Genomic DNA, 15,161 nt, shown 5'->3' with positions numbered 1-15,161 from the left:
TGGAATACAAAATTAAATAAATGATCCGTGCTTACATATAGGAGTGGGAGCATAAAATGGGGCTAGGTAGTATACGAATTAGAGTGGTAACAAACAGGGATGAAATCCCTAGCCTTGAACAGGAAGAGAGGGCAGTACATCTCGCTTTTCGGCCCTCGGATAAGGATCTTTTCAGTCTTGTCAAGACATGTCCTTCAATTGAGATACTTCAGCTTCCAGCGTCTTCCTATGACGGGCTCTCAAAATTTATAAAAATGTATTTATCCTCTTCGGGCATCCATCTTGTAAAGGGGGATGTCAGCGGGCACTGGCATGACCTTAATAATTATTTTGTAATCCCTTCTTATGTGCTTGAAAAAATAAAGGAACTGGAGGTTCAGGGAAGGACCGAAGAAGAAATTATTGGTGAGGTAACGAACCTCAGGAAAATCAGCCCTGATATGATTCTCCATCTGCTTCACAGTTCTTTCCTTTCACCGGGCTCTGAAAGACCGGAAATGAATAGAGTTTAAGTTTTGAAGCCAGTTTTAAGAAAAAGTGTTATTTCAGGCTTAAAGGCGTTTCCACCACTTCTTTGAGGCTTTTTGCTCTTCTATCTGCTTTAATCCTTCAGATGAATATTTCTGCTGCAGCCTGTATCTTCTGTTTTCTTCGTTAAGCCGGGAAACTTCTTCTTCTTTACTTACGAGCGTTCTTTTAAGCTGTTTTACCAGCTCGTCTTTTTCCATCAGCTCTTCTGCGAGTTTTTCTTCCCCTTTATATTCCGAGATCTGCTTTTCGAGCTTTTTTACTCTTTCTCCGCTCGTTGCAAGCATGGATTCCAGTGTATTTATCTTTCTCTCTTTAGCGGTCAGTTTTTCCTCAATTCTCTTCATTTCCCCGCTCTTTGTGATTACCTCGTCAGCAAGAGTTTTAATGTCCCTGTCCCTCACTGAAATGCTTTCTTCAAGCTTTTCCACAGCTCTTTCTTTTTCAAGGAATTTTTCATGAATGACTTTTATTTCTTCTATTTTTGCCCTGAGTGACTCCTCAAGGTTACTTTTCTCCTGTTCTTTTTCATCAAGCCTGGACTCAAGTTCTTCTATTCCCTTATTCCTGTCTGAAATAGTCTCACTCAGTTCCTGAATTCTTGAGCCTTTTTCCTGAATATCCTTTTCATAAACGGTTATGGCTTCTTCCCTTTCATTCAGCCGGGATTTTAGTTCTTCAAGAACACTGCTTTTTTGAGCGATCCTGCTTTCGAGTCCATTTATTGCTTCCTCTTTTTTAATGAGCTGACCTTCCAGGTCTTTTACAGCTTCGTCCCTTTTAGCAAGGCAATTCCGAAGGTTTCCTATTTCTTCTTCCTTTTCAATTCTTTCCTGTTCGAATTTCCCGATTTTATCTGCCTTTTCAGAAGTAAGTCTGTCAATTTCTTTGATCTCTATTTCTTTCTCTTTAATCTTTTCTTCAAAGTCTTTTATGATTTCCTGTGAGCTCGACAGGGATTTCTCAAGAATATTCACGTTTCCTGTTTTTGCTTCGAGCCCTTCTTTCAGGGTGGCAATCTCCCTGTCCCTGCCTGCAACCTGTTCTTCAAGTTCTTCAATTCTCTGCAGGCTTTCCGAAAGCTTTGTTTCCAGGCTGTTTAGCTCGGAATCCTTTTTTAAAAGCTGGATATTAAGGGCATTTATAAACTCTCCCTTTTCTCTTCCTTCTTTTTCTGTAAGAAGGACGAGCTGCCCCCTCGTGTTTTCGCAGATTTCAGCCCAGTCGAGAATAGAGGCTATTGATGTTATCCTCTTAAATACGGTTTCTCCTGTTTTGCAGCCGTAGACTTCACTGGCAATATACCCTTCAACGGTGTTCAGGTCAAGGTTTGTATCTCCCAGCCTTGAGCCTGTCGCATTTCCTTTTTTTGCCTTTCCACCATTTTTTTGAAGGAAATTAACTGTCTCGTAAAATGCTCTCCATGGGAGAAAAGGCTGATTTTTCAGGTTGTCAACATAGATTCCGTCATTTTCGGCTCGGGCTTCAAAAAACTGCTTCCCGCTCATAAGCGGAATCTTTGCCGGATTTCCTTTCTTATCAAACTGGTTTTTTATTCTTGAGATAACAGGATCTTCCATGCATGAGCCTCTTTAAAGTAGTGTCTGAAGTATAATGAACACGACATTTTATAAAAGTTATGTGACTTTCAGGGCATTTTTAAAGTTAGCCAGTTGCATTTTTCAGAAGAAGCTCTCCTGCCTTTTGAAAGATCCATTATTCAATCTGAAGTTCAATCTGACAGGCGCAAAACACGGCAGTTATGGAAATATATAAATATTTTTTAGGCGCGGGCAGAACTACATTCTTACTTTTCCACTATCGTACAAAATGGATACATTTATTAAAGATTATTTTATTGATAACAGATCAAATATGTCCTGAGAAATCGAGTATCTGCTCAGATTTTTTCCTTTTCGTTATACTTGCTTTTTGCCTGCAAAAAAGAGTATTCAGATGGTTTAGAAAATTTGATTCATAAATACGAAAACTATTATAATTAATTGAGTTTCAGCCGGAAAATACGTGATTAAACGTGATTAAGTTAGATCGGATAATCCGGCTATTTAATCATATATCTCCTATTTGCCTGTTTATTATCAAAAGTTGCCTATCTATAGTTGCCTGTCTATAGCATGACATTTATGTCTATTTAATGAGGCAGTTGTCTCTTATATTGGGGGACCTGTCTCTAGTAAATATTGAGTAACTACTTTCTGGAGGGTTGAACTTCTCTCGAGAACCTCAGTAATACTTCACATACCGTGAGAGTTTTCATAAAATACAGGGGTTTATCCAGAGTTTGCATCAATACGCGGTAAAATATTATAGATGCCCTGACCTGTGACAAAAGAAATAAAATTTCACTATATTCTGGTTTTTTCTTAGTTTTACTCCCCATGGTTTTCAGAATGTAGTATTCTCTATTTATTTAGTATGTTTAACTAAGTGGGGCACTAGATATCGTTTATATAAATATATCTGAAAACTGCCAAAACTAAAAGAAAGTATGTAAATACTAGTTCTTTACAAATAAATCATGTAGTTATAGAAAAATATTTAATGAAGAATTTTTTATCTTCAGATGAAAAAAAATCAATAGATCGGGAGGACAAACTTTGAAAATAAGGGTTGTGAGTTCTAGAGAAGAAATATTTACATTGAATCCCAACGAAAGAATAGTTCACCTGGCATTCAGGCCTTCAAACAAAGATATTTTCTCTTTGGTTGAGAACTGCCCGAAGATTGAGGTAATACAGCTTCCTAAATCTTACAGGCGCACGGTGTCGAAGTCCATAGAGATGTTCCTTGAAATGCAGCGCATTCAGCTCATAGAAGGAGATGTCTGGGGACACAGAAAAGACATAAACGAATATTATCGCATTCCTTCCTCTATAATTGAGGAGATAAGGGAATTGAAGGTTGAAGGCAAATCCACTGAGGCTATTGAAGAAAAAGTCTCAAGGGAGAGCAAACTTAACCCCGAAATGGTTGCTTACATCCTCAGAAAGGATGTCAGTGCCTGAGCCTCAAAAGTTTATTTTAAGGCTCCCATTTCATTTTTCTTTTAATTTTTATTGCTTTGTAATTTTATTATTTTTTCATTTTGTGTTACTTTTTAAGTGCAACCTCATAACGCTTTATTACTTTTAAATTTTTATTATCACTTTATTTTTACTACTTTTTATTTTTAATTACTTTTTTATTCTTGTTGGCATCAGTTTTATAATACTTCTTTTTTAAACCCCCTGTTATGGTGAATATTTAATTTCCCTAATCTTGAAAAAGTAACAGTTTACTGGAAGGAAAAAAGCTTAAGATCTGAAGTACTCAGAAAGGATTAAAGTATTCAGGGAGGACCAAAGTATTCAGGGAGGACCAAAGTATTCAAGGAGGACCAAAGTATTCAAGGAGGACCAAAGAATTCAAGGAGGACTGAATGTGGTAGTTACAGATGTGCTTTCTGTACTGGATATTCCCGCAATCTACAGTTTTTTCCGAGGTAGATTAAGTCGAATATGGTGGAGTTCGTGATCTGAAAATGCTGTATCTGTGGATAAATAAAATTGTGTGATTCTGAGAACGAATGAGTGGTCCAAGTTAATGGATAAAAGAATTGTATGATAAATCTTTTTTACCTTTTTCTAAAGGAGACTGCCCTGAAAGAAAACCTCCATTCTATAAACAACTAAAATCCCAGAAACTAAACCGGAATTCCAAAAACCGATTATAAATTTGAATATCAAATTTCAGTCCTTTTCTACCCAGTTACCTTCAGAATTCTTTTCATATTTCTTTTTAACCGCACTCCAGGCAACCCTGTGTGCCGTTTCTTCCCTTGAAGAATCCCTTTTTCTTTCCGAAGGGTCTTTATATTCTTCCCACGCACTGTTATAAGCTTCTCTATAAATATCCTGGCCGTGCCCGGGCAGATTATCTTTCACACTGTCTGGAAGTTCAGAATTATTTTTATATGGTATTTGTTTCTCCGGCATTTGTTTCCCCCATTTTCTGCAGGAGACTATTTTTTAAAAACATTCTTGCGGTTCTGCGGTCATTTTTATTACTTAATTGAGTATGGGATGCGGTCAGGACTATTAACAGGTCCCTTAGAGCATCAGGTTATGATGAAACAATCAAAATAAAGTATTTGATAGGGTTTGACAAAATTTGATAGGGCTTGACAAAAATAGTAAGAAGAAACCCAGAGGCACTGTATCCTTGCCGTATCCCCCAATACAGTCTCCAAATCAATATATGCTCCCCCAAGCATGTGGATTTGAAGAAGGATCAGTGACCCCCAGGTGATTCTTTATGTGGTAGATTGTACCCCTCTACTTCCCAACTCCAATCTATAATAAATAACATAAATTATTTTAAATTAATTATATCAAAAATCATCCCCTCGAATAATATTTCTTAATACTGAAAATTTCAAAGCAAACGGCCTGGATATGTACTCTGGCAATCTCAGTCACTCAATCAGGGATACAGAATTAATAAATCAATTTAAGCTGGAGACCGGATGACATAAGGCCTGCACGCTGCTGTCTATCCAGTCCCCAGTAAGAGACTCACCAGCTTTTTTCGCATTTGAACTCAGAAAGAAGCTTCTTTGTTCATGATATAAGCGACCATCCCGGGGTTAAGCTTGCTTTCCCGTGCAATTTTTTTCTCAATCTCCTCAGCAGCTTTTCCTTCATTTTTCATTTCCTTGATTTTTTCAATCACTGAGGACGGAATTGCATAATATTCGTTTATGTCCTTTCTGTGTCCCCAGACGTCCCCTTCTATGAGCTGAACCCTCTGCATCTGAAGGAACATTTCTATGGACTTTGAGACAGTAGCCATATACGATTTGGGTAACTGAATTACCTCAATCTTCGGACAGGTTTCAACCAGTCCAAAGATATCTTTGTTGGACGGCCTGAATGCCAGGTGAACAAGTCGCTCATTCGGATTAAGTGTAAAGATTTCTTCTCTTGAACTTACTACTCGTATTCTCATATTTTTCCCCCACTGTCAGGTTCTTTTTTGATTGTTCTTTGATATAAAGTACATACACTTATTATAAATAGTTATCTCATTAAGCTAATATTATTTAGATAGTATTCTTGAGAGATCATCCATATTATATTTGTTTAATTGATATTTGAAGTCAAAAGCAGGTATTAGAGACTATTTAGTATTATTTCCCTTTTATTCTCCTCTCGATTTCTATTCTTTTTCATGCTATAATTTTTTCCCACAACTGATAAATTTATTTTGATCAATACTTCTTTCAGCTTCAGATTTTCATCAGGTTTTCCTGTCCATTCAGGCTGAGGAAAAACAATCTCAGGGTCAGGCACGAAAATAAAAAAGAATGGTTTAAAATGTTAGTTTTTTAAAATTGATAGTTTTAAAATCGATAGCCTTGAAACCTATATAATGAGTTATTCTCTTTTTAAGCCTGAAAAAATGAGTAAATTCCAATTTTCAGACCTGACTAAAAAGCAGGCCTGGAAAATCTATATTCTTTTTCTGGAACCCGGCTGCGTTCTTATGTCCTCCACCGCCATACTGCTGAGCAATTTTTGCACAATCGGGTGAGTCCGGATTTCCCGAGTCAGACCTCAGGCTGAATACTATCATGTCCTCTACAGCCTGCCACATTACGGCAATATCATATTCAGGCTTCCTGTATATAAATTCTCCAAGTTCGGAAATATTCCCTGTGGTGTTAACAAGCCTGGCTTTCCAGTTATGAAAAGTATAATCCACTCCCCGGTCAAATGCTTTCTGAAGCTTGTAATTCTGGGATTCCAGGAGTAATTCACCAATTGATATCATTCTGTTTACGGTTTCTTTATATCCGGAACCGAGAAGCATGTCCCATAGTGGGTCATCAGGGGTTTTTACCATCAGACTGAAGCCTGCACTGAAAGCTCTGGTCTCAGGGTATTCAAACCTCCACATGTCCTTATCCCCGATATAGGCGACAGCTTCAGGAGGTGAAACATGATCTGGATGCGTGTACTCCCATGTAAGTACACAGGCTGCCTTTTCAATGGACCTTATTCCAGGAATGCTTTCCGAAGTCCACAGGTCCGGAAATTTCTCCATAGCTGTCCTGTGGTGATCTATCCATATCAGCTTGGACCCGCAAACCTCTGCGAATTCTTCCATTTTATCGCTTGTGAAGTCAAGAAGCCATACCTTTTCTGCTGCCCTTATTTCTTCCTCATTCCATGACTCTTTACCGTAATTTATAGCAACGAACTTTATGGCAAATTCATTCCGGTCATAGATATTTCCAGCCACTGCAGCCGAACAGCATCCGTCATTATCATCATGGTAATAAATTAAAACGGTACATTTGTTATCGGTTATTTTTATTCCCCCTTGTTTTACAGTATGTCCTCAATATATCGTATTTTCTATTGCTGTTTTATTCCATAATACTATTTTCTAACCTTTCGAGCTGAAAAAAGCTATATCATAACCGTTCAAACTACTCGGGGAAGGAAAAACATTACTCTCATTACTGATAAAGATATTGAGCAAGCGGAGAATCCTGTACAGTTTTAAATTTCAGGTTTGTAGATTTTAAATTTCAGGTTTGAAGATGCTGATTAGGATCTGCAGATGTGAAGTGCGAATTTTATCTTAGAGACGGTTAAAAATAAAAGCAGGCGCGCAAACAATGATGCCGTTTTAAGAACGGAAGGTAATATGCTGATTAGGGATTCGTGCCGGCTTTCCGGAGAGTTGATGCAAGCGTTTTCTTCCGGAAACAATGAATGATAAGAAAATGTATAATTAAATGAGATCACTCATCAAGTCGAGTATTAAATGAGATAACTCCTCACATCTTAAACGAGATCACCAATCAAGTAATGAGCCCGGTAGGAAGTCTGATTTAACCTCATTTTTGAAATCGGCTCAATGAGAAATATGGAATGGATTCCTGTTGCAGGCGCTTTTACAGCTCCGGAATCCTTTCAAATATAGTTTATAAATAAACTGGTCTCAATAAATGTTTAAAAATATTGTTTGTTTAATCCTGCATAATTTCAGGGACTTCATAGGTAGCCAGGTAGTCCGGCCTCGAGTAGATTGACTCAGCCCAGGAAACAACTCCTTCTATCTCAGTAAACGATACAGGGCGATACTCTGTAGCCTCCATTGAGATATTTATTGTTTTCCTTTCGCGGTCCACAAAGGGGTGCTTTTGAAGATCGTGGCTGTAATTGTGTGCGTGGATTATCCAGCCGTCAAAATCTTCCGGAGCATCTGCAGGGTTATGTACAAGGCAGAAGTGCCTGCCGCCAATGTCTACATTCACATAATCCAGCAGGAATTCCATTTCGTCAGAGAAATCATAGTCTCCTTTTATAAATACAATATTTCCTGACAGACGTTTTAACCAGTAATCTATGTTTTTTGCGCTTTCTCCATAAGATATGTCGCCCAGGAAATAAACGATATCGTCAGAGCAAACGGTATCGTTCCAGTTCCTGAGCAACAATTTATTCATTTCTTCCACGTTCATAAATGGGCGATTGTTGCGCCTTATAATGTTGTTATATCCGAGGTATAGATCTGCTGCCACGTAGACTTCGGATTGACACATACAGAGATCACCAGATATATAATGATTTTTAATTATAAATAAAGATTTCATAATAAATTCCAGAATAAATATACAAACTTGAACTGTTTTGTCAAAACTGTACATAAGCCAGAATTCTGTTAGTGGATGGAATGAATGCAAATTAATCCCTATAGATCTGTAATTCCAAAACCAGGGTCGGATAAAAATCATATTTTTATTAACAGGATTTTTTTAATTCTATTGTGTTTTCAACTCTAAATATAAGTTTATTTTTTAAGTTCAGCTGGTTTTTTCAATTATTTCATTAAAAATAGACTTTAAAATGTATGAAATAAAAAAAGAAAAGAGCCTCGGGAGGGATTTGAACCTGGACCTTGTCAGTCTCAGGGACAAAGTAAATCAAAAAAATTAGAAATAAGCCTCAATTTATAATTTAAGACTCAATTTTCCTTCTTTTAACTCCAAATCTATTTTATTTTTTCCAGTTGAAATAACGGTGGGAAACTGGGAAATCGTCTCATTCTGTTTTTTCTCTTAAATTTGCCATATTTTTTGAATTTATCCAACAAATAAGGAAGAATTGTTGTGTCTATGTTAATTATCAGTCCTTATCTTCCCTGGCAACCTGATCCATGAACCCATTGTTTCGTCCCACTCGGAAGGATTGAACGTTGTGTGCCCACTGTCATGATAAAAGGTCAGTTCACCAAAATAGATTTTCTCACCGACTACATAAAGATCAACACGTACATGCGGTATTCCTGCTGAGAGATTTTTTGCAATAGTCAGCATTTCTTTCAGGACAACCGGTTTCTCAACTTTTGTCTCAGGTGATGTTGGATACAGGATCGACATTGGGACATATTCCCACGAGGGGGTGTAAATATTCCTTTGATGATTATCCGTGAACCTGTTGAAATCCACATGAATCAGTTTCGGCACACCATCGAAACAAAATATTTTGTAATCCTTCAATTCATACCCGGACTCATCGACAATGTATTTCTGGGCGATAATACGCGGTTTTACATCTTTATATGGCCATTCACGTCCCGAATAATAATAATTACGGTGAAGGGCTGCATTGAGTTTTTTAATTGCCTTATTCCGGGAAAATGTTTCTTTATCTGTACAGATCACGCAACATCCTGAGTCATGAGTGGGTTTAAGAACGAATTGATCCGTCAATTTGTCAAAATCGATGTCTTTTGTACTATCCCATACCCCCAGTAGCGGTATTAGATACTTTTCACCGATCTTTTCAGATACGTATTGATAGACAGCATATTTATCCACCATTTGCGTGTAAGCAGGGTCTCTATCATATAATTTAAGCCACTGGAGCTTTTCATTAAATGTAATCGGATTGTCCAAATCAAGTTTTTTGCCGTGGCGGGCTTTAAAATCAATTTCTAAAAGTGTTTTGTCCGGCAACCATTTTAACAATCCATAATAATTCATGGCAGAAATAATCATCAGTGGGTGTGTCATTGATTTTTTGACATATTTTATAAACTCATGTGTTTCCATATTATTCCACTCCTTAAATGGAGGGTCATTTCGGTGTCTTTAGACTTTCCAAGATACTTAATTTAGGCATTACACGTATATAGATTTCGGCCATTAAATTTCTAAAAAATCATATGTGGGGGTGAACTCATAAAATATCTTCCTGAAATTATTAACCTCCATCTTAATCGCGAACATATCCCAAATTTTAATAAGTACAAATGAACTCGGCAGCAAGAAACTCGAATTAATTCTTGATGCATAAACTATTGACGGTCCATTGAAGGGCAGTATTCGGAGCTTAAACTGCAACCTTGATTTCTGAAAAACTTCTGCTTAAAGTTTCTACAAGATATAGATGAACTCTAATTATGAAAATACTGAATTAAGTGACAACAGATTAAAATATCAATATTTTTAAATATCTGTTTTGATATAAACAATATATGGGCCTGGAAAATAGGTGATACTTAAGTGAAAAACGGGGAAACTAATACCTTTTAAGGGCTTGACAAGAGATTTTTTGAGAATCTATCTGGAATAGAGGCGACATAAGGCAGTGTGCCTAATTTTCTGTAAAATTTGCTCTATACCCCTTAGTCTTCTTTTTTGATTACTGCTCCATTACTATATACCTGTTTCCAGTAATCCAGTCTTCATTTATATCAATGAGTATTGAGACTACCAGTCTCAATACTGATTCCTGGTTAGGGAATGCTCCTACAACTTTGGTTCTTCTTTTTATCTCCTTGTTAGTTCTCTCCATCATATTTGTCGTCCTTATTTTTCTCCAATGACTCTGTGGAAACTGCATGTAATTCATTACATCATACTGAAAATTCTCAAGAGTATCAGCTGCACTTTTATATTCCATCTTATCCAGTTCCCTTATCAAATCATTGTATTTATGACGGTCTACCAATGCTTCTTTTATCTTATCTGCTACTTCTTTTTGCTTCTTTTTTTGAACCTTTTTTAGAGCTTGCCTTATCAGATGAACGTGGCACATCTGCCAGCTTGATCCGATAAAGGATTCTCTAACTGCTTTTTGTATTCCTTTATGACCATCAGAAACAATTAACTTGACACCTCTTAACCCTCTTTCTTTCAGGTCTTCGAATAGATCTTGCCAGAACAGAGAGTCTTCGCTGTCTGCCAATCTTGCTCCAAGAATCTCGCGAAAACCATCATCCCTGACTCCAGAAACTATAAAGAGAGCTTTATTTTCGTAATGAAGTCCATCTCTTACTTTGAGATAAGTAGCATCAATAAACAAATAAGGAATTTCGTGTTCTATTGGCTTTGACAAAAATTCTGAAACTTTCTCATCCAGCTCTTTTGTAATCCTGGAAACTGAAGAGGCTGAGATTCCCTCAACTCCCAAAGCAGTCATGACCTTATCCACCCTTCGGGTGGAAACGCCTTGCAGGTAAGATTCAGCTACAGCGGATAAGATGGCCTGTTCAACTCGGGAATATTTCTCAAATACCTGAGTTTCAAAGGGAAACTCACGGAATTGAGGTTTTAATAATTCAAGTTCTCCATACTTGGTAAGGAGGGTTCGGGGTTTGTAGCCATTTCTACTGGCTTTACGAGAATCAGTCCTCTCATAACGTTGTGCACCAACCTGGAGGAGGGCTTCCTCCTCCATTACGAGATTTAAAAACCACGTAATTAAATGGCGAATTCCATCTTCCTGATCGACAAGATAATCTTTTATGAGTGAGAATAAATCTACCATTGACTCCGCATCCTGTTTTTTTGTGGTGAAAGGAAAAGGATACAGAGTCAATCATAATTTACAGAACTTTCGGTACACTGCCCGACATAATGAAGGGAGGCGAAAAAATAAAAGAATTTTGTAATATTTGCGGTCGGGAACTGATGGAGGACGTGCTGGTAGTGGATACCAGCCAGGACATGAAACCAATAAAATTCCAGGACGTTCACGGGGATAAGTCCGATCTGATATGTATAGAGTGTGCAGCTGACTCGGTTGAGAATCCACCCTTCTTATGTTCGAGATGCGGTCAGCCGGTAGAATTCGGTGAGCACTTCTATATGTTAAGGATGGGAATCGTAAAGCCGGGCTGTCTCAAAGTGGACTTTAAAGAGGTATCCCCCGACGATAAGTGTATATGTCTTACGTGCTTTGAAGAGTTTATGAACCCTGAAGCTGAAGAAGAGGGAGACTGAACAGGCATCTCTAAACTTTGTTCCCTGGTTCACCCTTATTTTTAATACTCAGGCAAATCAGGGTTAAGTTCGAGATCTTCTGGGCATGAAAATGCAGAACTTAAAAATCAGTTCTGTTTATTTACTTTTTTCTTTTTTTTTATTTTTATTAATTGACTTCTTCTTTTTATTTTTATTAATTGACTTCTTCTTTTTATTTTTATTAATTGACTTCTTCTTTTTATTACAACGGGAGCGCAGAGGGTCACGAATACCCCTTCCTTTAGGTAGGGGATGAAGTGAACCCTCGCCTCTTCGTTTTTCTCTTTAAATCTCTAAATCATAGCTTCCTTGTATAATAATCGTAAATCGGACCGGAAACCGAGGCAAATTTCAATCACTTATGTTCATGAAACCTTGTTAGAGGATGCTTAATTATCTGTCCCCGAGTAACCGGGCGGGCGGCCCGAAGCATACCCCATCCTTTAGGGTGGGGTGGCCGCCCGCAGTTTGATTTTTATTAATTGACTTCTTCTTTTTATTTTTATTAATTGACTTCTTCTTCTTCTTCTTCTTTTTAGTTTTATTAAACTTTTTCTTCTTTTCAGCCCTCTTGGTTGGTTTTTCTTTCCCTACTCTTTTTTAGCTTTTTTTCTTCTTTTCTTTTTCCCAGCCCTGTTGTTTTCTCTGTCCTTTATTTTTTATATTTACAGGTTAACCTTATTCATTTCTCAATTCTACTGCACGAGTTCTGCACTGAAGGCCTGAGGAGCTTTAAATTTCAGGAAAACTCCAGAAAGTTCCGGGAACTGGCTAAAAAAAGGAAATAGAAAACGATCAGATTCAGAAACATTATAAAGAATCAGATGTTTATACCTGAATAGTTTTTGATTAATATACATGTTTCCGGTGTTCACAATATGGGTTTGGTTGACTTTTTTAAAAATAAAGTAAAACACTCTCAAAAATCCCCCAAATTGAATTATTCTACAAACGGCACTTCTATATCAATAGGTGAGTTTACAGGGGAATATCATCAGTCATCAAAAGGTAGGTTCATTTTAGCGTGGAAAAGTTCAGGTGACAACGGAAAATACATTTTGCTGGATCGCGGGAAGATAAAACTTCAGGCTAAGATGAGGCACCCTGATAATGGAATGGTTTCAAACTCGGGAGTGTTTCTCCTCAGCGACCTGACCTCCAAGGGCATGTATGGCGTATTCCATGTAATTAATTCCGACGGAGAAACTCTGATAAAACAAAGGTGCAGGGCAAATCTGGGCTCTGCCGGAATTTCAGATGACGGGCGTTTTGCTGTTTGTCAGTCTCTGGAAAGTACCAGCAAGTCGGATAGCTGCAGACTTTTTTTCTTTGATATAAAGAACAAAAAACTATTGTGGAAAAAAGTGCCTGAAACTATAGGAAGCGAGCTTAACTGGGCAAAAAGCTACCGTTTTGATACTAAAAGAAAAGTCCTGTATCTGATACACGATAAGAACAGGACTTACCGCTACACCTTTGAAGGGACTTTTCTTGATTCTAAACTATACCGGCATGACTGCATCAATTCTGGAAACGATATCGAATTTCTTGAAGCACTCAATGGGTTAAAATCAGAGCTCTCTGAAAGTACCTACCCTCAAGAGTATGTTGACCTTATAGTTCCTCTGGAAAAAGGATTGAAAAGGTTCTCTGACAGGGATACCAGGTCAAAAATCCACAGGGTTCTGGGGGAAATATCCCTTTTGCAGGGAAATAATGCAGAAGCGATAAAGCATTTTGAAACCGCATTGAAACTTAATCCCAGGGCGGGAGTGAAGAGGACACTCGAAAAATTAAAGAAAATTGGTTAATCTGACAGTGTTATATTGGAGTGTACGAACCAGAATTAAATTTCATTTTTTGAATTTATGAGATTTTTCCACGAAAAAATAGCCTCTAAGTCTGATCCTTTAATATGAAAAAGCCTCGGGCGAGATTTTCAGGTGCTTATGAAGTCACTTTTGTCTGACCGTCCCGGCCACTAGTGTCTCAACCATTTAATTATTAGTCATCATTATAAACGTTGAATCCTTTTATACCTTCATGCTACAGATTCAACTTGCAGATAATGAGGTAAATTTCCTTCAGGATTTTGTGAGAAAAGGACGTAAAAGCGCAAGAGAACTAACTCGAGCCCGTATTCTCCTTCTATCAAACCAGCAAACAGAAATCACTGAAATCGTGAAAATATTAGGTATTTCCAGGAGTACCACCTTGAATATACGGAAAAGATACCTTGATGAAGGTATCCCCAATGCTCTTTTTGACAAATCAAGATCTGGTCAACCTATAAAATACACTGAAAAACATGTTGCAGAAGTAATCGCTTTAGCCTGCAGCAGTTCCCCTGATGGAAGCAAGAGATGGTCGCTATCCCTGCTTACTGAAGAACTTAGGAAAAAAGAAGGATTTGAAACTATAGGTAAAGAGAGTGTTCGGCTTATTTTGAAAAAAGCAAAACTAAACCTTGGTTAAGAAGGATGTGGTGTATTCAGACTATCGATACTGAATATAGAGACAGGATGTATGACATTCTTAGTCTGTATGAAGAGGATTATGATCCTAAAAAACCTCTTATCTGTCTTGACGAGAAGCCTAAGCAACTGCTCAGGGATAAAAGAATGAGCATTCCTATGAAGCTTGGAAGCTCAGAAAAATATGATTATGAGTATGTCAGGAACGGAACAGCAAACATATTCATGGCGGTAGAGTTCAAAGCAGGAAAAAGGGTAACTCAGGTAACCAAAAGAAGAACAATGAAGGATTTTGCACAATTCATGAAGATTCTTGTCACAGAAAAATATTCTGAAGCAGAAGTCATCAGACTGGTTACGGATAATCTCAATATCCATAAAGAGAAGTCATTCTACGAAGCATTCTCAGAAGAGGAAGCAAAGAAGATTCTGGACAAGATAGAGTTCCATTACACGCCAAAACATGCAAGCTGGCTCAATGCTGCTGAAATCGAGATCAATGTCATGGATATCGAATGTACAGGAAGAAGGATCGGGAACATCGAGACGCTTAAAAATGAAGTGGATTCATGGACAAAGAGAAGGAATGAACACAAAAGGAAAATTGAATGGAAGTTTACAAGGAAGAATGCAGATGAGAAAATGTCAAAGTATTATGTGAAATAATTAAATGGTCATGACACTAGTCTTTACCAAGGACGCGCTATACCCCTAAGTCACCAAGGTCTGATTACGTGCGAGAAGACAGTATTTTAGTGTTCAAAGTTCCTTTTTTCATTTAGTTTTATATCTTTTTCAGCTTCTCTCGCTTATTTTTATTCGAGTGACAGTGGGCA

General features: G+C 37.6%; 13 protein-coding genes and 1 pseudogene. 5 read left to right on the top strand and 9 right to left on the bottom strand.

All coding sequences use genetic code 11. The features are described from left to right. Positions 1-56: 56 nt before the first annotated feature. Positions 57-512: a DUF1699 family protein gene (locus tag M886_RS01075; RefSeq protein WP_011032726.1), complete on the top strand. Its 456-nt coding sequence runs from the start codon at positions 57-59 to the stop codon at positions 510-512. Between the two features lie 39 nt (positions 513-551). On the opposite strand, the gene M886_RS01070 is transcribed toward M886_RS01075, so the two are convergent. Then, positions 552-2,108, bottom strand: a complete 1,557-nt coding sequence (locus M886_RS01070; RefSeq protein WP_048039701.1) for a chromosome segregation ATPase — start codon at positions 2,106-2,108, stop codon at positions 552-554. Between the two features lie 1,038 nt (positions 2,109-3,146). Between M886_RS01070 and M886_RS01065 the strand changes: the two genes are divergently transcribed. Next, positions 3,147-3,554, top strand: coding sequence for a DUF1699 family protein (locus M886_RS01065; protein WP_011032724.1), 408 nt, complete (start codon positions 3,147-3,149; stop codon positions 3,552-3,554). A 723-nt stretch (positions 3,555-4,277) separates the two neighbouring features. Here M886_RS01065 and M886_RS01060 read toward each other — a convergent pair. The 7 genes from M886_RS01060 to M886_RS01035 all read right to left on the bottom strand — a co-directional run bounded on the left by M886_RS01060 (position 4,278) and on the right by M886_RS01035 (position 11,426). Continuing rightward, on the bottom strand, positions 4,278-4,523 hold the full coding sequence (locus M886_RS01060; protein WP_011032723.1) for a ChaB family protein: 246 nt from the start codon (positions 4,521-4,523) through the stop codon (positions 4,278-4,280). A gap of 604 nt (positions 4,524-5,127) precedes the next feature. After that, positions 5,128-5,535, bottom strand: coding sequence for a DUF1699 family protein (locus tag M886_RS01055; RefSeq protein ID WP_011032722.1), 408 nt, complete (start codon positions 5,533-5,535; stop codon positions 5,128-5,130). Positions 5,536-5,699: 164 nt separating this feature from the next. Beyond that, entirely contained in the window at positions 5,700-5,879 is a 180-nt protein-coding gene (locus tag M886_RS18160) for a hypothetical protein (protein ID WP_054869727.1), read from the bottom strand. A gap of 127 nt (positions 5,880-6,006) precedes the next feature. Continuing rightward, positions 6,007-6,873 carry a hypothetical protein gene (locus M886_RS01050; RefSeq protein ID WP_226987728.1) on the bottom strand — a complete coding sequence of 289 codons (867 nt, stop codon included), beginning with the start codon at positions 6,871-6,873 and terminating at the stop codon, positions 6,007-6,009. A gap of 694 nt (positions 6,874-7,567) precedes the next feature. Further along, a complete protein-coding gene (locus M886_RS01045; RefSeq protein WP_048036297.1) occupies positions 7,568-8,143 on the bottom strand; it encodes a phosphohydrolase in 576 nt (191 codons plus the stop codon). Positions 8,144-8,719: 576 nt separating this feature from the next. Beyond that, positions 8,720-9,655, bottom strand: coding sequence for an ATP-grasp fold amidoligase family protein (locus M886_RS01040; protein ID WP_084685027.1), 936 nt, complete (start codon positions 9,653-9,655; stop codon positions 8,720-8,722). 592 nt (positions 9,656-10,247) lie between these two features. Next, positions 10,248-11,426, bottom strand: coding sequence for an IS256-like element ISMma16 family transposase (locus M886_RS01035; RefSeq protein ID WP_011034314.1), 1,179 nt, complete (start codon positions 11,424-11,426; stop codon positions 10,248-10,250). A gap of 92 nt (positions 11,427-11,518) precedes the next feature. Between M886_RS01035 and M886_RS01030 the strand changes: the two genes are divergently transcribed. Continuing rightward, on the top strand, positions 11,519-11,830 hold the full coding sequence (locus M886_RS01030; RefSeq protein ID WP_235203841.1) for a hypothetical protein: 312 nt from the start codon (positions 11,519-11,521) through the stop codon (positions 11,828-11,830). A 107-nt stretch (positions 11,831-11,937) separates the two neighbouring features. Here the strand turns inward: M886_RS01030 and M886_RS18520 are convergent, their stop codons facing one another. Beyond that, positions 11,938-12,078: a hypothetical protein gene (locus tag M886_RS18520; RefSeq protein ID WP_155395738.1), complete on the bottom strand. Its 141-nt coding sequence runs from the start codon at positions 12,076-12,078 to the stop codon at positions 11,938-11,940. A gap of 651 nt (positions 12,079-12,729) precedes the next feature. Here M886_RS18520 and M886_RS01025 point away from each other — a divergent pair. Together M886_RS01025 and M886_RS17595 are read left to right on the top strand one after the other, a co-directional pair. Beyond that, positions 12,730-13,662 (top strand): tetratricopeptide repeat protein, encoded by a 933-nt coding sequence (locus M886_RS01025; protein WP_015411337.1) that lies wholly within the window; start codon positions 12,730-12,732, stop codon positions 13,660-13,662. 232 nt (positions 13,663-13,894) lie between these two features. Continuing rightward, positions 13,895-14,991 (top strand): annotated as a pseudogene (locus M886_RS17595) (IS630 family transposase). The last annotated feature ends 170 nt before the right edge of the window (positions 14,992-15,161 follow it).

The sequence above is a fragment of the Methanosarcina soligelidi genome (genome assembly GCF_000744315.1).
Classification (GTDB): domain Archaea; phylum Halobacteriota; class Methanosarcinia; order Methanosarcinales; family Methanosarcinaceae; genus Methanosarcina; species Methanosarcina mazei.
Note: the sequence above shows the minus strand (reverse complement) of the source record. Positions and strands in the feature narration are given on the sequence as shown.